This window comes from Pseudoalteromonas piratica, from assembly GCF_000788395.1.
Taxonomy (GTDB): Bacteria; Pseudomonadota; Gammaproteobacteria; order Enterobacterales; family Alteromonadaceae; genus Pseudoalteromonas; species Pseudoalteromonas piratica.
Genome location: NZ_CP009889.1, coordinates 20,427 through 40,804, shown reverse-complemented (window position 1 = coordinate 40,804; position 20,378 = coordinate 20,427). Strand labels below are relative to the sequence as shown.

At 42.1% G+C, this 20,378-nt stretch carries 15 protein-coding genes; 9 read left to right on the top strand and 6 right to left on the bottom strand.

What is annotated here, in order from left to right; all coding sequences use genetic code 11:
• Nucleotides 1-24: 24 nt before the first annotated feature.
• Nucleotides 25-411: a hypothetical protein gene (locus OM33_RS14945; RefSeq protein ID WP_040134689.1), complete on the bottom strand. Its 387-nt coding sequence runs from the start codon at nucleotides 409-411 to the stop codon at nucleotides 25-27.
• A 132-nt stretch (nucleotides 412-543) separates the two neighbouring features.
• Complete coding sequence (locus tag OM33_RS14940) at nucleotides 544-2,163, bottom strand: cyanophycinase (protein WP_040134687.1); 1,620 nt, start codon at nucleotides 2,161-2,163, stop codon at nucleotides 544-546.
• Between the two features lie 431 nt (nucleotides 2,164-2,594).
• Here OM33_RS14940 and OM33_RS14935 point away from each other — a divergent pair, with 431 nt between their 5' ends.
• The 4 genes from OM33_RS14935 to OM33_RS14920 all read left to right on the top strand — a co-directional run bounded on the left by OM33_RS14935 (nucleotide 2,595) and on the right by OM33_RS14920 (nucleotide 11,174).
• Nucleotides 2,595-5,516 carry a TonB-dependent receptor gene (locus OM33_RS14935; protein WP_040134685.1) on the top strand — a complete coding sequence of 974 codons (2,922 nt, stop codon included), beginning with the start codon at nucleotides 2,595-2,597 and terminating at the stop codon, nucleotides 5,514-5,516.
• 37 nt (nucleotides 5,517-5,553) lie between these two features.
• Complete coding sequence (gene yfcC, locus OM33_RS14930; protein ID WP_081991261.1) at nucleotides 5,554-6,954, top strand: putative basic amino acid antiporter YfcC; 1,401 nt, start codon at nucleotides 5,554-5,556, stop codon at nucleotides 6,952-6,954.
• Between the two features lie 6 nt (nucleotides 6,955-6,960).
• Nucleotides 6,961-8,136 carry a beta-aspartyl-peptidase gene (iadA, locus tag OM33_RS14925; RefSeq protein WP_040134683.1) on the top strand — a complete coding sequence of 392 codons (1,176 nt, stop codon included), beginning with the start codon at nucleotides 6,961-6,963 and terminating at the stop codon, nucleotides 8,134-8,136.
• A 515-nt stretch (nucleotides 8,137-8,651) separates the two neighbouring features.
• Nucleotides 8,652-11,174, top strand: a complete 2,523-nt coding sequence (locus OM33_RS14920; RefSeq protein ID WP_040134681.1) for a TonB-dependent receptor — start codon at nucleotides 8,652-8,654, stop codon at nucleotides 11,172-11,174.
• A gap of 82 nt (nucleotides 11,175-11,256) precedes the next feature.
• Here the strand turns inward: OM33_RS14920 and OM33_RS14915 are convergent, their stop codons facing one another.
• Nucleotides 11,257-11,706, bottom strand: coding sequence for an SRPBCC family protein (locus tag OM33_RS14915; RefSeq protein ID WP_040134679.1), 450 nt, complete (start codon nucleotides 11,704-11,706; stop codon nucleotides 11,257-11,259).
• 211 nt (nucleotides 11,707-11,917) lie between these two features.
• On the opposite strand from OM33_RS14915, the gene OM33_RS14905 reads away from it, so the two are divergent.
• The 4 genes from OM33_RS14905 (at nucleotide 11,918) to OM33_RS14890 (ending at nucleotide 17,209) form a co-directional block, all read left to right on the top strand.
• Nucleotides 11,918-12,589 (top strand): response regulator transcription factor, encoded by a 672-nt coding sequence (locus tag OM33_RS14905; protein WP_040134675.1) that lies wholly within the window; start codon nucleotides 11,918-11,920, stop codon nucleotides 12,587-12,589.
• Nucleotides 12,573-13,961, top strand: a complete 1,389-nt coding sequence (locus OM33_RS14900; protein WP_199922585.1) for a sensor histidine kinase — start codon at nucleotides 12,573-12,575, stop codon at nucleotides 13,959-13,961. Before OM33_RS14905 ends, OM33_RS14900 begins: the two co-directional genes overlap by 17 nt.
• Nucleotides 13,962-14,058: 97 nt before the next feature.
• Nucleotides 14,059-15,837 carry a DUF1800 domain-containing protein gene (locus tag OM33_RS14895; protein WP_040134671.1) on the top strand — a complete coding sequence of 593 codons (1,779 nt, stop codon included), beginning with the start codon at nucleotides 14,059-14,061 and terminating at the stop codon, nucleotides 15,835-15,837.
• 10 nt (nucleotides 15,838-15,847) lie between these two features.
• The gene (locus tag OM33_RS14890; protein ID WP_040134670.1) at nucleotides 15,848-17,209 is read left to right on the top strand and encodes a DUF1501 domain-containing protein; all 1,362 of its coding nucleotides are present in this window, start codon (nucleotides 15,848-15,850) and stop codon (nucleotides 17,207-17,209) included.
• A 47-nt stretch (nucleotides 17,210-17,256) separates the two neighbouring features.
• Here the strand turns inward: OM33_RS14890 and OM33_RS14885 are convergent, their stop codons facing one another.
• Genes OM33_RS14885 through OM33_RS14875 form a run of 3 tightly spaced genes read right to left on the bottom strand, consistent with a single transcriptional unit; the run spans nucleotide 17,257 to nucleotide 18,573 of the window.
• Nucleotides 17,257-17,745, bottom strand: a complete 489-nt coding sequence (locus OM33_RS14885) for a GNAT family N-acetyltransferase (RefSeq protein WP_040134668.1) — start codon at nucleotides 17,743-17,745, stop codon at nucleotides 17,257-17,259.
• Nucleotides 17,746-17,762: 17 nt separating this feature from the next.
• Nucleotides 17,763-18,218: a GNAT family N-acetyltransferase gene (locus OM33_RS14880; protein WP_040134665.1), complete on the bottom strand. Its 456-nt coding sequence runs from the start codon at nucleotides 18,216-18,218 to the stop codon at nucleotides 17,763-17,765.
• A gap of 10 nt (nucleotides 18,219-18,228) precedes the next feature.
• A complete protein-coding gene (locus OM33_RS14875; protein ID WP_040134663.1) occupies nucleotides 18,229-18,573 on the bottom strand; it encodes a VOC family protein in 345 nt (114 codons plus the stop codon).
• A 372-nt stretch (nucleotides 18,574-18,945) separates the two neighbouring features.
• Between OM33_RS14875 and OM33_RS14870 the strand changes: the two genes are divergently transcribed.
• Nucleotides 18,946-19,914 carry a dihydrodipicolinate synthase family protein gene (locus OM33_RS14870; RefSeq protein ID WP_040134661.1) on the top strand — a complete coding sequence of 323 codons (969 nt, stop codon included), beginning with the start codon at nucleotides 18,946-18,948 and terminating at the stop codon, nucleotides 19,912-19,914.
• Nucleotides 19,915-20,378 lie beyond the last annotated feature (464 nt).

Here is a 20,378-nt window from a genome sequence, read left to right as displayed (position 1 = left end):
CAATACATGTAGTTAAGAATGAGTTTAGCCCCTTTGAGTAGATAAATTGTGTAGGGTAGCAATTGCCTCTTCTTGGTTTGTAAAGGCGCGAATATTTAACCCCGACTTTTCAATAAACGCGTTAAGTAAACTTAATTGCACGCGATTGGCACACACAATAGCAATCATTTGGCAGTTATTTTCAAGGCTCCATACATACGTTTGCCCGATAATTTTCATCACTTCAGGGCAGCCTAGTGTTTGCTCATCAATTACATCAATGCGGTACCAGGTATCTTGCGAGCAAATGGTGGCCTGCTTTTTGAGCTCTTCAAATGCGCTTTTCACGCCAATTACATTAAAAGGACCGAATACGTTCAAATGCAAAATATTACTTTGCCATGTACAGCTAATTTTTCCGTGGCCAATCATTGTTAATTCTGTGTACTGATTTTGGGGTCAGTATATGTTGAAAGTCAGTAATTGAACACTAAAATCGTTTAATACAATCTAACATCGGCAATCTTGCAGATATTTGTATCGCAAGATTACCGATTAGGTGCGCTACAAACGCATCAGCATATTTTCAATGCGGTAAGCACCTGCAAGCGTTTTTACACAAGTGGTGTTTGCATCTTTTTCAAATGTAACGGGTGTGTCTTTTTGGGTAGTTTCAACTAGTGTCATTGCCTGTTTTTCACTGTTACAAAAGTCTTGCAATGCGCGTCGAATTTGCCCATTTGAAATAGCATTTTTAAAAACGTTTTCTTCACCAGAATTTGCTTTTTTATTTTCGGTTTTTCTCTGTTTTAGGCTTGAGAGCGTAAATTCTTCACCATTAGGCATAAAGTGATAACGAAAAGTGTTCTTTGCCGTGTGCGCTAATATTACAACGCCTTCTTTACCAATGACCGACATCTTACCTGTGCTTTTTTCCACTTTAAGCGCAGTAGTTTCATCAACACCAAAGCCAAATTGTTGCTTGGTTGCTTGCATTAAAACGGCTAAGCGAGGGGTTCGGCCGCGCTCGCTAAAATGAGTATCCAAAATACCGAAATCAAAGCTACCTAAACCACCGTGTTTATCAAAAGTGAGCGCATCAAACTCAAGGTGCTGGCAGCCGCCTTGGTTATGACAATTTTCAGCGGGAGGCGGTGCATCAAACGCGCCATTTTTAAGTGCGTTTAGGCTACTGCCGTTGGTGATCATGGGTACATAACCATAATTATTTTGGCCACCCGATTGCATGGCCGTGCCAGCACTTGTGCCTACTAAAATTTCTCGGCTTTGAATAACCTCAAACCAAGGGTAAGGTTCTTTTGTTTCTGCATTAACAAATACCTGCTTAGTAAGGGATTGATCCCCGCCATTAAAAAACAGGCCATCGGCGTTTTTAAGGGTAGTGATTAAATTGTCGATGCCAGCATCACACAAGGCTTTTTCTTGCGCTGTTAAATCGGGGTAAACCGTGTCGCGGTTATAGGCAAAATTAATTTTGTTGCGGTAGTTATCAAGGTTTTCGCAATCTTGTTTTGCAATGGCTTTAGCAAGCGCTGGTGTCAGCGCTAACCACTTTGCATTTATCTTGTATTGGCTAAATAAGCCGTTATAAAAATCGGCGGATTCATAAGGGTCACGAGAAGACGCTGTGACTAAAAACAGGGTTTTATTTGGCGCGTTTTTAATGTCTAAACTAATGGCGTTTAAAATCTCAGTTGTGCCTTTAACTTTGTTTTTGTTTGTGAGTACTTGCTCGCTAATACGCTTATTTTTCACAATGAGTGGTAGTTCAAGCATATCAAATACAAAGTAATATTCTTGATTGCTTAAAGCGCGGTATAACGCGGCATTTTCGTTTTTAAATTTATCAATAAGCTCTGCTTTGGAAATGGCGTGTTTGCTTTTTATTTTGTTAAGTAATTTACGCGTGGCAATCTTATGCTGTGTGTTGGTATTTGGCCAATTTGAGTTAATCGCAGTGATGGCTGTTTCGTTAACTAAATAGAGTGAATGGGTTTTTGCGTGTGATGAAAATGAAGTTTTTTCAATGCAGTTTTTTGGCGCTAAACTCGAACACGTTTTAAGTGCGCCGCCCGCTAAATAAAGTGTTTGCGCAGAGGATGTTAGGCTATAAAAAAGCGAAAACGCCAAGGTGAAATTTTTTACAAAAGGCACAAGGTTCATGATTAATTTCCAATCAAGTTTTAAAAAAATGGCTTGTCATCACAAAAAAAGCTGTGATATAAAAATTATGAACTTTGCGGGATGCAAACTAGCACACGCCAGTTTGTAATGTCAAAAAACACGAGATGAAGAAATGTTAAAAAAAGCGAATCAGCTTGTTTGTTACTTCTACTCACCACACTACCTTTCTGAGTGGTTCGACGAGTAGACACACGGTTTTTAACCGTGGTGTTGTCTATTGGTATGCAACCCACCCCCAAAAAAATTACAAAAATAAAATTTCTTTTGATTAAACACGCCTTTTGACTGTGATCTGTCACAATTACATTGGCTAAAACACGACATAGTTGCGTCTAAATTACACAATCGATCCCTCAAATTGATGGGATATGTCTGTTTTGTTTAATCACCCAATCAGAAACAGGTGAAGTATGTATAACAAGTTAACCTTAGCCATTTTTGCAGCGCTGTCAGTGTCAGCACATGCTGCAGAGCAACCAGCCAAAAATTCAGAAGCAGAATCAGTAGAACGCATTGAGATCACAGGGTCACGTATTAAAGGCGTTGACCTTGAAGGCACTCAACCAATCACAATTTTAAGTGCAGAAGACATCGAGCGTTCAGGTGCTTCATCGATTTACGAATTACTACAAGATATTCCGCAGCTAAAAGGCGGTGCAGGCACATTCTCAACCAGTGAAAGTGGCAGTACATCAACCTCTACACCAGCAGGGCAAGCCGCAGCAAGCCTACGTGGTATGGGCCCATCAGCAACACTTACGCTGATTAATGGTCGTCGCGTTGCGCCAAGTTCATTTGCCGCAGGCACGCAAAACTTTGTCGATGTAAATTCCATCCCGCTTGCAGCAATTGAGCGTGTTGAAATATTAGCGACAGGCGCGTCGGCAATTTATGGCGCTGATGCGGTAGCGGGTGTGATTAACTACATCTTGAAAAAAGACTTCGATGGTGGCGAATTTGAAGTGAGCTACGGTGATAGCTTTGAAGATTCAGATGAAAGTAAAAAACAAATAAACCTTATTTGGGGCACCCAAATTGGTGACGGCAACTTAACCGTATTCGCTGATTACTATGACCGCAACCAGTTTAATGCAAGCGACCGCGATTACCTTGCATCGCCTAATTTAGTTAACAGCTATTCATACTTACCAAAGCTTGAAAACACGCCAAATATTTATTACTACAGCAGCCGTGATGGTAACGAACAGCCTGCACCTGGCTGCTTAACTGAGCTGGTGACAACCGAATATGGCGAGCAAATTTGTGCTTACTACGGTAATCAAGACGATGTATTACGCGCGCCGTTTGAAAGTATGTCGGGTGGTTTTATGTTTAACCAAGCTGTGGGCGATCTTGTTTGGAATACCGAGATGTTCTACAGCAAAACTAAATCTACTGCATATTCAACACCTGCTGCAATTAACCAGCTGGATGACAGCGAAGGCCCGTGGGTAAAAGAAGATGCCTTGTTTATTTATGACGATGCTAACGGCAATAACCCATTACTTGATTCGCTGTATATTGACCCGTTTGATACTTTGCTAGGGCAAGAGCAATGGGGTTTCCAATTTGATGCGCGCTTTAACGACCCACGCACCGTTGAAGTTGAATCTGAAAATATGCGTTTTGTTACTAGCCTTGAAGGGCAGTTAGCAGATTGGGATTGGGAAACAGGCATCATGTTTTCTGAATCACGCTCAGATCAAGTGGCTGTAAAGGGCGTTTACAACCGTTATAAATTCCATGCAGCACTCGCAGGTGAGCTGTGTTCAGATGGCACAATAGCACAGCAAAATAATGGCGATATTAGCTGCGGTGCAGGTTCGTTACTTGATTTTTATAACCCATTTTTAGTGGGTGATAGCACTAACGATGCAACTTTAGCGCTTACGCAAGAAACACCAACACGTAACGGTAAAAGCCGTGTTTACGGTTGGGATTTCACAATTTCTGGCGAGCTCGTAACAATTGGCGACATGGATATTCAATCGTCATTTGGTTTAGAAGCCCGTAAAGAAGAGCTTTCAGATATTCCATCAACTAACGCGGTAGCAAATGCTGACAACGAATACTTAGTAGATGTATTTGGTTATGGTTCGAGCATTGCCGAAGCTGAGCGCTCGCAATTTGGTGCCTTTGCCGAACTTTATGTACCAGTTAGCGACAAAATTGAAATGCAACTTGCAGGGCGTTATGACCATTTTGATGACTTTGGCTCAACTTTTAATCCTAAAGTGAGCATAAGCTATCGCCCAGTTGATTCAGTAATGTTACGCGCTGCGTGGGCAACCTCGTTTAGAGCACCTTCGCTTACCCAAGCAGGTGTAAAACTCAGAACAACCACATCAACCTTTGACTGTGGCGCTAACCAAGCCGTAGCTGATTTATACTGCGAAGGTGACGGCACACAAGTGACGGTAAATAGCCTAGAACTAGGTAACAGCGCATTAAATGCCGAAGAATCTGAGTCACTATCGCTTGGTTTTGCATGGAGCCCAAGCCGCGATACCACCATTACATTAGATTACTGGCAATTTAATTACGACGATGTCATTGATACCAATATGACAGGGGTACTTGCTCGTGCAATTACTGATGAATCATTGCGCCACTGTGGTTTAGTTCCTAATGGTGAAATGGGTATTTCGTATGGTGAAGACGTGTGTAGCGTGACCGATAATAGCGGCCTTTACATTGATCAAGCGGGTGCAAACTTAGATGAAATTCTAGCGTCTTACATAAATGAATATGATCCGCGCTCGTACAGCCTAGAGCTTTATCGCGACCATGTGATTCAATTAGAAAACACCGGTAGCCAAGATATTCGTGGTTTAGACATTAAAATTGATCAGCGTTTTCGTTTTGATGCGGGTGATTTAACATTAAAACTCGACGCCACCCACTACCTTGATTACGACCGTAACAAGCCGGGTTCAGATGACATTGAGCAACTTGTAGGCACATTCCGCTACCCTGAAAATGTCGGTCGTTTTTCAATTTCATTTGACGCAGAGCGTTATTACATCTCGCTTGGTGCAAACTATACTGATAGTTATCAAGATGATATAGAAGGTTTACGCGGCCGTGAAATCGACGAGTTAATTGAACTTGGCGAATTAGATGACAACGAACAGCGCGATGTGAAAAGCTGGACAGTGGTGGACTTAAGTGCGGGTTATGAAGTATCAGATTCAGTAATGATCCGCGCCAGTATCGATAACTTATTCGATAAAAAGCCACCGAGCGTTTACGGCTCATCACGTGGTTTTGACTCAATTAATCACGATGCTTACGGTACCACGTATAACCTTGGTGTAACTTACCGTTTCTAATGGGCAAGTGGGGGCAACCCCACTTTTAAAAACACACATGAAACAACAATTTAAAATGCCTGATGCGTTCGTTATTTTGTTAATGATCGCAGGGCTTTGCTATCTCGTGTCTTTCTTTGTATTGCCGGGAAAATTCGACGGTATTAGCCAAGGTGCGACCGTATCGCTGGCGCAATTTAGCCAAGCAACTAGCGCACAGCCAGCGGCGCTGTTTGCCACGAATGGCGATGCAGGTTTACTTAATATTCTGTTTGAAGGCCTAGTCAGCGGCGATAGAAATGGCGCAGCAATTGGCGTCATTGCGTTTATTTTAATTACTGGTGGCGCATTTGGTGTGCTGATGCATACCAAAGCCATTGATAACGGCATTATGGCGCTTATTAGCTCGACGACGCGTATTGATTGGCTGTTTATACCTAGTTTGTTTATCACCTTTGCGTTAGGCGGCGCTATTTTTGGAATGGGTGAAGAGGCCATTGCATTTTGTATTGTGCTCTTTCCGATCATGAAAAAGCTTGGTTATAACGCGCAAGTTACTGTGCTGGTGACGTATGTGGCAACGCAAATTGGTTTTGCGGCATCACCTATGAACCCGTTTAGTATTGCCATTGCGCAAAGTATTGCAGGCTTACCTGTCTTTTCAGGTGCAGAGTTGCGTACTGCCATTGCGGCATTGTTTATTTTTGTTGGCATGGTATTTACCGTGCGCTACGCAGCGAGCATTCGTAATATTGAACAATTGCCTGAAAATACCTCGCAAACTAAGCTCACCAATACCGACAAGCTGCTGTTAGTGACCTTTTTAGCGGTAATTGTTTGGGTGATTTATGGCGTAACGGCAAAAGGCTATTACATTCCTGAACTTGCTACCCAGTTTTTTGTTTTGGGTTTAGTTGTGGCGATTATTGCCAAGCTTGGCAACAGGCAGAGCATTGAAGAGTCGGTGGCCGCGTTTAAACATGGCAGTGCCGAACTACTGCCAGCTGCGCTATTAGTTGGCCTTGCAAAAGGTTTAGTGCTATTGCTAGGCGGTGGCGATTTAGCCGAGTTCTCACTACTCAATACGCTACTTTATTATGCGGCGTCGTTTATCTCGCATGTGCCCGATGTGATAGCTGCTTGGTTTATGTATTTATTCCAGTCAGTGTTTAACTTTTTTGTCTCATCGGGTTCAGGTCAAGCTGCGATTACGATGCCAATTATGGCGCCACTCGCTGACTTAATTGGCGTATCGCGTCAAACAGCGGTGCTGGCATTTCAGCTAGGTGATGGCCTAACCAATATTATTATCCCAACGTCAGCGAGTTTGATTGGCTGTTTAGGCGTTGTAAAACTTTCATGGAACGAATGGGCGCAATTCATTTGGCGCTTTATGTTGTTTTTATTCTCTTTAGCAAGCGCAGTGGTGATTGTTGCGCATCTTATAAATTATCAATAAAACATTATGTTAACTCTAATTAAGCAGGCCGAGTGTTATTCCCCTAAAAGACTCGGCAAACAAGACGTGCTTATTGCAGGCACAAAAATTATTGCAATCGAAGCTGACATTAACCTCGATACCAATGTTGCATGTGAGCTGATTGATGGCAGCGACTTAATTGTAGCGCCTGGCTTTGTTGATTCACTGGTGCACATTAGTGGCGGCGGTGGCGAAGCGGGTTTTGCCAGCCGCACACCAGAAATGAACTTAACGGATGCCACTATTGCAGGCATTACCACTGTGGTTGGTGCGCTTGGTACCGATGATGTTAGCCGAACTCACAGCGACTTAATCGCCAAAGCAAAAGGGTTAAAGCAAGAAGGCTTAAACGCTTTTTGTCATACGGGGTCGTATCATTTACCCGCAAAAACGCTGGGCGAAAGCATTAGTCACGACATTATGTATGTGGATGAAGTGATAGGTTTGGGTGAAGTGGCCATTAGCGATCATCGCGGTCGCCAAATTACTGCGCAGCAACTTGCTGAAGTAGCAGCCGAAGCCAGAACCGCAGGCCTTTTAAGTGGTAAACGCGGCACCGTATCGATTCATGTTGGCTCAGGCAAAGCGCATGTTAATTTGCTTCATGATGTGGCCAATAACACGGAAATACCAATTAGTCAGTTTTACCCAACACATATGAACCGTAACGCCGAGCTATTAACTGCGGGCATTGAATTTTGTCGAGCAGGTGGCACCATCGACTTTACTACCAGCACGACCGAATACGATTTGGCTAATGGTGAGCTTGCCGCGGCCGAAGCCCTTGCGTATTGCTTAGATAAAGGGGTGAATGTTGCGCACCTCACTATGAGTTCAGACGGTCACGCGAGTTTGCCAATTTATAACGAGCAAAATGAGCTAGTCGGTTTTGAAGTGGGTACTGAGCTGTCATTGCTAAGTTCATTTCAGCAAGCGGTAAAGCAATTTAACGTGCCTCTTGAAAAGGCATTAAGTGCGATTACGATAAACCCCGCGCGCATTCTTGGCCTTAACAAAGGCGAGCTTAAACAAAATGGGGATGCCGATGTGGTTCTGCTTCGTCAATCAGATTTAACCGTGCACAGCGTATGGTGCAATGGCAAAAAAATGATTGAAGACAGCCAAATTGTTGCCAATGGATTTTTTAATAGCGCAAACTGAATTCAGGTTAATAAATCAACTTGATGATATAAGCCCAAGGGTTAGCATAAGCTAACCCTTTTTTATTTCTATTGTTTATGTAAAGTCAAAATACTGGTTTGATTTCTACACTTTAAGTTAACAGAAATTGGCTTAAAACGGCTTTTGAAACGCTAAGTTTTAAGCCTTTTTGCTTATTTCACTTAACTTTAATTTTCTTCACGTTGTTTTAGCAAAATAATTATTTCTGCTTGCATAATTATTTGTGTTTTATCTTTCTGATTTAAAATGATTTTATCGTTTTTAAAAGAGTGCTTTTGAATAAAAATTCATGTTTAAAAGTTGGCTACGCAAAGTGGTCGATTGTTCCTTTTTTAGGCGGTTGTTTTGCACTGAATGATGCTGTTTTATTGCCTGCGGCCCCGTAATTTAGCCCAGGAATTTAACTGCCATGGAGATGGCCTGTGCCAAGGTCGCCGTTAATTATAAAAAATGACTTTGCCACGCAATTAAACATCATTCTACTAAGGGAAAACATGAAACATCTAACGCATTTAACCGCCTCGCTCTCATCGGTATCGCTGGCGGTATTAACAGGCCTTTTTATATCGCCAAACGTACAGGCTGCCAGTAACGAACAAGCCACAAAAGAAATGGAAAGTATTCAAATCACCGCATCACGCCGCGCAACGTCAATTGAAGACACAGGCATGTCTGTAAGTGCGGTAAGTGGTGAATCGTTACAGCAACTTGGTGCAACTAACTTTGCCGACTTTATTCGCACGGTTCCTGGCTTAAATTTTTCTGAATCAGCAGCCCCAGGTACCCAAGATATTATTATTCGTGGTGTTAACTTTCCAAGTAACCGTTTTCAAATGCCAACAGTGTCGGTTTATTTGGATGAAATTAATTTATCGCAAAATGGTCGCAACCCAGATATAGACCTGATTGATGTGCAACGTGTTGAAGTGTTACGCGGGCCACAAGGTACGCTTTATGGTGGTAGCGCCATGGGTGGAGCACTGCGCTATATCACCAATAAAGCAGATACCAGCGGCATTGATTATTGGTTTGAAGCAGGACTTGAGCAAACTAAAAACGGCGGTTTAGGTAACAAGCAATCGCTGATGTTTAATACCCCGTTAAGTGATGATGCAGCACTGCGAGTTGTGGCTTATCGTAAAGACTTAGACGGTTGGATTGATAACCTTGGCTACATTCACACTGGTGACTATGAAATTATTGACCCAAACAGTGGTGAAGAAAATTACAACGACGAAAACACCGTAGGCGGTCGCGTTAGTTTACGTTGGGATGCAAGCGATAATCTCACCTTAGATTTTATGGCGGCAATACATAATGTTGAGGTAGATGGCTTAGCTAACTGGAACCCAAACTTAATCAGCAAAGGTAATAATGGCGTTGGCTATGGCAGTTATAAAGCAGCTGTGCGCGACAAAGAAGCTTACCAAGATGACAACACAATTTTTAATTTTACCGCTACCTATGATGCGGATTTTGCCGAAATTAGCTGGATCTCAAGTTTAAGTAAGCGTGATTATCAGCGCATTAGCGATGTGTCGCGCGAACGCCACGGCATTGACTGGTGGGTCGGTGATTTCTCTTCAAAGTTTGATTACAACCTAGACAGCCACGTAGATGAGTCAGGTCAGCCTCTATCGTCAGTGCGTATTCGCCCAATTGACTATAAAAGCACAAGTCATGAGTTACGCTTTGTCGGCAGCGCATTTGACGACAAGCTTAATTGGGTTGCAGGTGCGATTTATGCCAAGCGCGACAACTTATGGCAACAACGCGAGGTGTACGAAGGGTTAGAGTCTGCTTATTCGTCGTTTGTACCTTTTGGCTTTAGCACTAACTATGAGCAAGCTGCGCTAGATAATCCAAACGAGTTTGGCATTATCGGCACCGATCTGTGGTTTTATTCTGACAGGGAAGAAGTCATTGAAGAAAGTGCCGCTTATCTTAATCTTACTTATTCAGTAACGGACGCGTGGCAAATCAGTGTGGGCAGTCGCTTTTTTGATGTTGAAGTAAGCAATAACTATCAACAAGGTGGTATTTTTGGCGGCACTTATGTATCGCTTGCAAAAGACGATTACCAAAACGGCTTAATTAGCGAAAACCAGTATCATCAAATTATTGCCGACAACGTTGCCAGCAATTACCACACCGAAGCCCGCTTTTTACAGCAAGAAGACGACACTTCATTTATGTTTAATACCTCCTACGATTTTGGGGATACGCTGGTCTACGCAACGATTGCCGAAGGCTACCGTATTGGTGGCGTAAACCGCGCATTTCCGATTCGTGATGGTAGCTTAACGGTACCACAAACGTTTGATTCTGACAGTTTAGTGTCGAGCGAGCTTGGCTTAAAGAGCCAATTATTCAACCGTGCGCTTACACTTGATATGTCGGCGTATCAAATTGATTGGCAAGATATTCAGTTTGGTTTAACTGATCCTGTTACCTCGTTCGACTTTAATATTAATGCCGGTGCTGCTGAGATTAATGGCCTTGAAGTAAGTGCGCTTTGGCAGGCTACAAGTGACTTAGAATTCACTGCATCAGCAACTTTACTTGACCATCAAGTCACTGAGCTGTCTGACGCTGCGCTCGGACAAAATATTAATGTGGGCGATGCCATGCTAGGCGTATCAGATGAGCGTTTTGCATTCGCTGTTAGCTACTACACTGAAGTATTTGAACAAGACGCTTATGTGCGACTAGATTGGAACTACACTGGCGATTATATCCGTGATTACGTGAGCGAAGACGATTCACCTGAAGTGATTGCGGCGGCTCAAGGTGATGCCTATGCTATGACCACCCTCGCCAGTGGCGTAAGTTATAAAAATTGGGATATTAGTGTGTTTATTCGCAACCTGTTTGACGACGACACCATCGTAAGCCAAGAAAAACCGCGTGTAAGTTACAGCAGTGGCCGTTATAGCGATGTAAGTTCAGACCCTGGCCGCGTAGTGACATTAAAACCTAGAACGATAGGCGTGAATGTTCGCTACCGATTCGATTAAGAGCGAAATAAACTCTGCTTTTTCGAAAAATCAAAGGCGCATTTATGCGCCTTTTTTAATGTAATTTCTTATTTAACAGGCTCTATTTATTTTCAAGATACTGTTTTATGTCTTGTAAGTCTTTCTCGAGCATTTTTACTAATGATTTTTTCATCAATAGCCCCATTAATGCCGAAAACACTTTGCCAATAAATGACATCGACTCACTCGAAAACGACATAGAGAGAATTGTTTTGCCATTGTCTTCGGTAACAGCCATTTTAGTCAGGTATACCGCACCACAGTTCTCGGCTCGGGTGCAATAGTATTGGCCTTCTACTGCTTCGGTTATCCACATGGTTTCGCTTGCTTCTTTACCAAACATCTCGCGAGTTTCGCGCCACTTTAAACCAACTAACCCTGTCTCTGGCTTCTCAATCACGGTCAAATCGATAATCGCGGAAATCATATTTTTACAGTTAGCTATGTCAGTAATTGCTTGCCAAACCAGCGCTTTTGGGCACTTAATTTCTGTTGTTACGCTAATTTCCATTTTAAACCTCAATTGTTGAGTGGATGATTAAACAAGATAAACCGTTAATAAAACTAGCTGCTGACACAATAAACATAGCAGCTTTAAATACACTTAGTTATGTGATTAAGCGAGCAGGAAGTGCGCTTTTGAGTGCTTGCCTTACAGAATTGTATATTTATTTAGTGAGCGAACACGCTATGATAATAATAAACACAAAAAGCGTAACGATATGAACGTACTACTGGTTGAAGACTGTCAAGACACGGCTGAATTTATTGCGCGCGGATTAAATCAGCAAGGGGATGCGTTAACACATTATACGCATGCAAAAGAAGCGCTTATCCCCGCGTCATCAATGAATTTTGATGTCATTATATTTGATCGTATGTTGCCAGATATGGACGGCATTGACGCGATTAAGTTGCTGAGAACGAGCAATGTCGAAACGCCCATTATTGTGTTAACTGCTATGGCATCGACAGAAGATCGGGTAAAAGGCTTAGATGCAGGGGCTGATGACTATTTGGTAAAGCCATTTGCTTTCTCTGAATTACAAGCAAGGTTGAGAGCGCTCGCAAGGCGCAGCCCAATGAAACAAGTTGATCATGTTTTAGTGGTAGGTGATTTGTCACTTGATAGAACCACACAACAATGCACCCGCAATGGTACCGAGCTTGATTTAATGCCAAGAGAGTACAAGATACTTGAGTACTTAATGCTGAATGCGAACCAGCTTGTTACTAAAACCATGCTGTTAGAGCATGTTTGGGGTTTTAATTTTGATCCGCAAACGTCTCTAGTACAGACGCATGTAAGTCGCTTGAGAAATAAGCTCGATAAGCCTTTTGACCATGAACTTATTAAAACAGTCAGAGGGTGTGGTTATGTTATTTCTAAATAAGCTTTTCAATAAGTTATCGTTATTCAGTCGCCTTTTTATCACATCTTTATTACTGCTTATTAGTTTTATTGCTGTTTTATATTTTTATGCTGTAAAGCAGGTGAGTGCACTGAATACAGAAACTCGGAATGAAATCACCACACATATTGATGAAGTCCACGCACTTTATAAAGAGGATGGATTGGAAGCCGTATTAGACGAATACGAATTAGAGGACACGCCAAAATTTGACCATCAAACGTTTCTTTCGAGGCTAGATGAGCATGAAATCACCTTTGCACTGTTAAGCGCTGATGGCGAGCTGATAACTGGAGCAGAATCACTGACTTTCCAAAATGGCTGGCATCGAAAACGATACCGTTTTAATGACGAAATGATCCAAGCAATTGGCTTTGGCAAACGCTTTGATGATGGCACAAGTCTAATCCTCCAGACACCCATGAATCATGATATTTATGAAGTACGAAGGCAAACAAAACAGGCCGTGCTACTGTTAATTGTCTTCGCGCTGGTAAGTTTTCCGGTTATTTATTGGGTTGCACGTAACTACCTTAGTGCTCAAAGTAGTCAGCTTGCAAAACAAGTATTTGAGGTGTCAAACGACCCAAGTAATCAACGTCTTGAAGAGTATAAGTCAAACCATACTTTTTACGGTCTAGGCAAAAGCATTAATCAAATGCTTGATGAAATGACGAAAGTTCACAAGCAAGCTCAAACCATGACGGTAGGCATTGCACATGATCTTAAAACGCCCCTTTCACGCGTAGCCAATCGCATTCAAATGATGCAGCAAGATCTCGATGATAAAGCGCATATGCTCACTCATATTGATAAAGCAAATAGCGAATTACAAAGCATTGTTCAGACTTTTAGTAATTTAATACGGCTCAATGAAATTGAATCGGGAAAACGTAAAGCCGGGTTTAAATTGCTTAATGTGTCTGACCTCGTGCTAGAACTGAGTGAAAGTTATGCTCCAGTTTTTGAAGATGCAGGCAAGCAGCTCACTATTTCTGTAGTGGATGGGGTGAGGTGTTTAGGAGATGCTGATTTGCTTAACCAACTAATAAGTAATTTGCTTGAAAACGCACTGCGATACAGTGAAGAACAAGCTAATGTATGGATCCGTTTGCAAAGTCAATTTGACGGTGCTCGTTTGCAAATAGGTGATTCGGGGCCTGGGATTAATAGTGAGATTGCGGCGTTTGTTTTTGAGCGTTTTTACCGAGCGGATTACAGTCGCAAACAACCAGGAAATGGTCTTGGTCTCAGTATTGTTAAAGCGATTTGTGACCTTCATGATGCCACGATTACCTTACTACCCAACCAAGCGGGTGCGGTATTTGATATTGAGCTGCCAATTGAACGTTAGTTTACAATTTTGTAAGTATTGGCGAGTCCAACTGTAAGGGAAGTCGTGTGAATTAGGTTTTATAGTTAGGTTAACAGTATCAACTAGGGCTGTAACTATGGCTTATAAAACACCATTAACACTTTTCAAAGCAGTGAGCTTGTGTTGTTTGCTCAGTTCGCAAGTTGCCTGCGGAGGCAGCAGCGATGAACAAACAGCTCAAGCACCTGTAACTGCTGAACCCATTACGGGCGCAGTGCCATCCGATACCACATGGCAGTCTAGTCACCAAACGGTTGCGTTTTTAAATAGGGCGACCTTTGGTGCGAAGCCGAGCGATTTAGAACTTTACCAATCGACAACGGCTTCAGAATGGTTCGAAACACAACTGAATGCCCCTCCCAGTTATTTGATGGCGAGTATTGAGCAATATGTTCGCCCCGAAGATTATAACGAACCCAGTCTTATTTATATGGCATCCACCAGTTTTGCATTTTGGCAACATGCAATTAATGCAGAAGATCAACTCAGACAGCGCGTTGCTTTCGCATTATCTGAAATACTGGTTACCTCAACCAATTCGGGCGATGAACTAGCAGAACATGCAGAAGCCATGGCGAGCTATCAAGATATATTGATAAAACATGCATTTGGCAACTATCGTGACTTGCTAAGAGATGTTACTTATTCGCCAACAATGGGTTTTTACTTAACGTATTTAGGCAACGAAAAAGGGGATGAGGCAACTGGTAAAGTACCTGATGAAAATTACGCGCGGGAGCTTCTGCAGCTATTTACCATAGGTGTTGAGAAACTCAACTTAGATGGTAGCCAAATGCGCGATAATAACGGGCAGCCCATTGAAACCTACACGAACAATGATATTCAAGGTTTAGCCCGGGTATTTACTGGTCTTAACTTAAATGAAGAGGCACTTGAAGAGTCTGTTGCCAAGGCGTTTAGTGTGCCAATGTGGGTGTTTGATGAAGACCATTCACTGAAAGAAAAAACGTTTCTTGGCCAAACTATTGCAGCAAATACATTTACTGAAGAATCGGTTGAACAAGCGCTGGATACTATTTTTAATCATCCCAATGTGGCGCCCTTTATCTCAAGGCAGTTAATTCAGCGTTTGGTTTCAAGTAATCCAAGTCCAGCGTATATCAAACGTGTGGCGAGCTCTTTTGAGACTGGTTATTTCGAGTTGCCAAATGAAACACGTGTTGGCGCCGGTAAGCGCGGCGATTTAGCTGCAACCACAGCTGCAATATTATTTGATCAAGAGGCGCTAAACCCAACTGGTGAGCAAAGAGGTAAAATTAGAGAGCCGATTATTCGCTTTACCCAGTGGGCAAGAGCGTTTAATGCAGCGAATATTTGGCCTGAATTTATATTACCTTTATGGGATACCAGCTCGGCCACACGTTTAGGACAGCACCCATATCGTTCTCCCAGCGTGTTTAACTTTTTCCGTCCGGGGTATGCCGCGCCGGGTTCAAAAACCGCACAAAACAATTTGGTTGCTCCTGAGTTGCAAATAACCAATGCAACTTCAATCCCGGGTTATATTAATTTTATGACCTACTTTATTTCTGGTGCCCAGCAAAATGTAGATATTGAAGAGGTCGAGGAAGCGATTGAGTCAGAAGGGCTCGATTTAGACCCAGATGATGCGCCAAATAGCTTTTTGGTGGAATATAGCAATGCGCTTAATTACGCTGATAATGCACAAGCGCTGGTTGATTACTTGAATCTACTATTGTCCGCTAATCAGCTTTCTGAGCAAACCAATGATAGAATTGTGCAGACAATTTCCTCACTTTCATCCCCTGAACAACGCGTTAAAGTTGCCATTTTAATGGTAATGACTTCTGCTGATTACCTTGTGCAGCAATAGGAGAATGATCATGAATAGACGAAACTTTTTGAAATTTGGTTCAGCATCATTAGCAACCGCTGCAACACTGTCTAGCTTAAATGTGTTAGCCAATGAATCAGCATCAAATAGCGATGATTACAAAGCGCTCGTGTGTGTGTTTTTATACGGTGGTATGGACAATTATGACACCATTATCCCGTTTGATGATGTGAGCTACCAAGGATGGGCAGCAATTAGGGCGCCGCTATTATCGCGCTATGCTACCAGCCGTACGCAAAGTAATTTACATGCGCTTAATACCCCAGCCCGATTTGGTGCTCGCAAGTTTGCACTCGCACCCGAAATGACTCAATTAGCCGCGCTATATAATCAAGGTAATATGGCTATAGTGGGCAATGTTGGACCGCTATTAGCGCCAACTCAGCGGGCAATGATAGAAGCAAATACAGCGAGTTTACCAGCAAGGCTTTTCTCACATAATGATCAGCAATCTACCTGGATGTCAGGCAGCCCTGAAGGTGCGCAGTTTGGTTGGGCAGGTAAAATTAGCGATGCTTTAGTACAAGGTAATATCGCTAATGACAGCCCATTTTCAGCAATTACTATGTCTAGTGGTGAACTACTGATAACAGGAGAGCAAACAGCGCCATACCACCTTATTGGCGGTAATCCTGCAGATATTACCGTGTTAAAAGGGGTGTCAGGTGATTTAAAGGCACAACTTGAACAACACTTTGCTGCAACTGGGGAACATGCATCCAACCTGTTAAAGCAAGATATGATTGCAAAACAACAATCGGCCTATCATGCCAATGCCCTTTATAAATCTTCTGTGAGTAGTAATACTGAGACAACAACCGCATTTCCCAATAGCTTTTTAGGGCAACAGCTAGCGAGTGTGGCAAATGTTATTAGCTCTCATCAACAGCTTGGCACTAACCGACAAGTGTTTATGGTGACTTTAGGCGGTTTTGATACCCACTCTGATCAAGCGCGAGAATTACCAGAACTGCAAACAACGTTAGATCAAGCCATTGGAGCATTTGCAAGCGAGCTACAGGCAAACGGGTTATTTGATAAGGTAACCTTATTTACAGCATCTGATTTTGGTCGAACGCTTGCGGTAAATGGTGATGGCACTGACCATGGCTGGGGATCGCATCATTTTGTTATGGGTGGCGCTGTGAATGGCGGCACAATTTATGGTGATTTACCGCCCGCAGAGTTTGATCATTCATTGGATGTGGGAGGGGGGCGATTAATACCCACAATTTCTACCGAGCAGTATGCGGCTAACTTTGCCAGTTGGATGGGCGTAAATGAAACGGAAATAAACGCACTATTTCCAACATTAGGTGAGTTTGGCGAACGGCCTGACTTTATGATGTAAATAATCAATTACCATACCAAGCTTAACACCACAGTTAAGCTTGGTATTTAGGGTGCTGGCGATAGGTAAACGTTGTTTTCGATTTGTGTGCCAGCAAATTCGAAAGTGTGTTGTCCAATTTCACGAAATCCCAAATACTGGTAAAACCCGTTAGACTCGTTTTTAACCCAAGTATAAAGCCAGTACGCTTTACCAAATTCGTGTTCGAGCGCGTTTAAAAGTTGTTTACCTAAGCCTTGCCCCTTAAATCGGGTATCGATATACAGTTTTTCAAGCTCAAAACCATTTATCGCTGATTGATAAAAGGATTTCATATTAAGCAGGGCATAGCCTTGTATTACTTGGTCCTTTTCCACAACTAATAAGTTGTAATTTGACGAATCCAGTAACGTACTAAAATAGCTTTCAGTAAATGTAGCAAGGGTGTACTGGGCGTATTCGCGCTTTATGCCTTCAACGGCATAAGTTTCGAGCCACACTTTTATTGAAAGAGCGGCTAATTGTAAGCAATCGTCCTTGCATGCATGTCGAATCATAGTGTTGTAAATATCGTCTATTGTTCTTTTTCGATAACTAACGCTAACTTTTCAATACCATGGCTGGGTGTAAAACGCTTAAACTCGTTAAAGCCGTGTTTTTGGTATAAGCGAATAGCCGGCGCGTTGACTACTGCGGTTTCAACAATGGCTTTGGTAAAATCAAACGCATTTAACACATAATCAATCAGTTTTCCGGCAATGCCTTTACGAAAATGCAGCGGCGCAACGGTTAAACTATCTATGACTAATAGCTTGTCTTGGTATGTAATTTCAATCACACCAGCAAGGCTGTCACCCTCATAAAAACCATAAAACAGGGTGTTTGAGTTTGCTATATCCTGTGGTGTGCGAGAGAGCGGTGGAAAATTATCGGTGCCAATCAGTGCGGCTTCAATTTTATAAGAAGCTTGAAACACAGCGTAAATATGCGAAGCAATATCGTTATTTGAATGGGTAAGTTGCGCTATCATATTGTGTTAATTAACTGCCTAACTGGGTAATATGCAACAGTTCGCCCGAAGGTCCCCAAAGATAAAATACTTTGCCCCAAGGCATTTGTTGGATTGGTGAAATTTTAGTTTTGTATTTTGAGTTGCTACATAATTCAAACGCATCATCGATATCCGCAACGCAAATTTGCAACATAAAGTTATTTGCGAATTCTTCATTGTAAAAGCGCTGCAAGAAAAAAAGACAATCGCCATTTTCAAAAAGCGTAAGATCGTCGCTCACATATTCAGACTTAAAGCCAATTTCAGCATAAAAAGATAAAGAAACCTCGTAGTCTTTACTCGGGATAAATGTTTTTATATCGATAACATCCATGATATTTCCATAAATAAACAGCACGTATTAACACTTAAAAAGTGCGAAAGGGCATGAGTGAAATGACTCAGGGCAAAGTAAGTGCGCCCAAAATTTTACAAAACTATAAATAGTGGTTATTCATTAGTAAACACTTCAATAGCTAAAGATAAATAAACGCATTTAAAAACGTGCTTTTTCCTATAAAAGTGATGAGCTCATGTAAGTTTTAATATAACTAAGACTTAAGTTAAGCTAAATTGTATACAAGCTAAACTTAATTCAGCTCAATGATTTAGGGACTTAATTGAAGACAAATTCATTCATTTGTTTATTTTGTATATTTTATACGATATAGTTGGGGCATAAAGATTTTATACAAAAGGTAATACGATGCAAACAAATAGTACAGATTGGCGTTATACGGTTATGCCTGCCGTATTCACATGGCTAAAAGAGACTGAAACAGGCGCACTTGAAATTGACCTAGTTGCAACACAAAAGTACGCAGCAGATATTTTACGTGTTGAAGGTAAAGCTGGCACACGCATGGGCGGCCTTGTTGGTTCGGGCACGCTAGGTGAAAACAGCTACCTAAGCGCTGAGCAGCGTCTTTCTCTACTAAGTGCGCTTTCTGAGGTTGCTAAAGAATTTAACGTGCCATTAATTAGTGGCGCTGCGGCAGAAACCAAAGAAGCGCTTGCAACTATTGTTAAAGAGCTGGCAACAGTTGGTGTAGATACGGTAATGGTAATGCCACCAAAAACCCAAGAAGCACCTTCTGATGAAGAAATGTATGCATACTACGCGCTTGCAGCAGACGCAGCACGTGAAGCAGGTGTTACAATTATGCCTTACAACAACCCAGATGCAGCGGGTTACCACGCACTTTCAACCGATATTTTAAGAAAACTTGCAGCGCTACCTGAAGTAACAGCACTTAAAATCTCAACAACGGACGTCTCAGTTATTGAAACTCTGATGCTAGAAAACAAAGATGCAAAAATCTTAGCAGGTGTAGACACAGTAACCGTTCACGCAGGCCTAGCTGGCGCATGTGGTGGTATTACAGGTGTAGGGTGTATCTTCCCGAAAGCAAGTGTCACCATGCAGGAGTATGTAAATGACGGCAATTGGGCTGAAGCAAATAAAATCTCGCAAGCAATGAACTCAATTTCATACCTTGATGCACAGCCACTGTTATTAGAATACTTAAAGTTTGCATTTGGTATTCACCACAATGACGAACAAGGCGGCCTGCGCACATTAGGCAAAAAGCTTACGGCAGCGCAAATTGATGATGTTCGCGCACGTTACCAACTTGCAAAAGAGCGCCTTGAAGCACTTGGTTTAGCTGAATAACTCTTATAGTTTTTTGAAAAGATCAAAGCTCCTTTTTAGGAGCTTTTTTTGTTGGTGTTAGGCACTTATTTTTTGTGAAGCACTCAAAGTAGGAAGGGTATAAAGTTAAAGCGTTAATTTCTTCCAATTAAAAATGTTTATCCAATAGGTTTACATGTGCCGCACAGAGAACTTTCATATTTGTATGTTCTTATTACGCCTTTCTCATCAGTAATAAAAATATAAGTACAGTTGTCATTAAAAATTTTATATTCAGCTTTGATGACTCCGCTTTTACTCGTTGTCATTTGCTTTGGTTCACCCCATAACGCTACTAGCTCGTTTATGTGGTGCCCCTTCCAACTCTCACCAAAATAGTTCTAGCTGACAAAGAGTGAACAGCCGCCCAAAGTCAGCAGCAAAATAAAACTTAAAAGCTTGACGTACATCGCCATTCTCAATTGTTAATTTGGCGCTAGGTTAAC

Coding starts and splice junctions, on each gene's coding strand:
- OM33_RS14890 (WP_040134670.1), top strand. CDS start 15,848: ATGAATAGACGAAACTTTTTGAAATTTGGTTCAGCATCATTAGCAACC.
- OM33_RS14895 (WP_040134671.1), top strand. CDS start 14,059: ATGGCTTATAAAACACCATTAACACTTTTCAAAGCAGTGAGCTTGTGT.
- OM33_RS14915 (WP_040134679.1), bottom strand. CDS start 11,706: ATGGAAATTAGCGTAACAACAGAAATTAAGTGCCCAAAAGCGCTGGTT.
- OM33_RS14900 (WP_199922585.1), top strand. CDS start 12,573: ATGTTATTTCTAAATAAGCTTTTCAATAAGTTATCGTTATTCAGTCGC.
- OM33_RS14870 (WP_040134661.1), top strand. CDS start 18,946: ATGCAAACAAATAGTACAGATTGGCGTTATACGGTTATGCCTGCCGTA.
- OM33_RS14905 (WP_040134675.1), top strand. CDS start 11,918: ATGAACGTACTACTGGTTGAAGACTGTCAAGACACGGCTGAATTTATT.
- OM33_RS14935 (WP_040134685.1), top strand. CDS start 2,595: ATGTATAACAAGTTAACCTTAGCCATTTTTGCAGCGCTGTCAGTGTCA.
- OM33_RS14875 (WP_040134663.1), bottom strand. CDS start 18,573: ATGGATGTTATCGATATAAAAACATTTATCCCGAGTAAAGACTACGAG.
- OM33_RS14885 (WP_040134668.1), bottom strand. CDS start 17,745: ATGATTCGACATGCATGCAAGGACGATTGCTTACAATTAGCCGCTCTT.
- OM33_RS14920 (WP_040134681.1), top strand. CDS start 8,652: ATGAAACATCTAACGCATTTAACCGCCTCGCTCTCATCGGTATCGCTG.
- OM33_RS14940 (WP_040134687.1), bottom strand. CDS start 2,163: ATGAACCTTGTGCCTTTTGTAAAAAATTTCACCTTGGCGTTTTCGCTT.
- yfcC (WP_081991261.1), top strand. CDS start 5,554: ATGAAACAACAATTTAAAATGCCTGATGCGTTCGTTATTTTGTTAATG.
- OM33_RS14880 (WP_040134665.1), bottom strand. CDS start 18,218: ATGATAGCGCAACTTACCCATTCAAATAACGATATTGCTTCGCATATT.
- OM33_RS14945 (WP_040134689.1), bottom strand. CDS start 411: ATGATTGGCCACGGAAAAATTAGCTGTACATGGCAAAGTAATATTTTG.
- iadA (WP_040134683.1), top strand. CDS start 6,961: ATGTTAACTCTAATTAAGCAGGCCGAGTGTTATTCCCCTAAAAGACTC.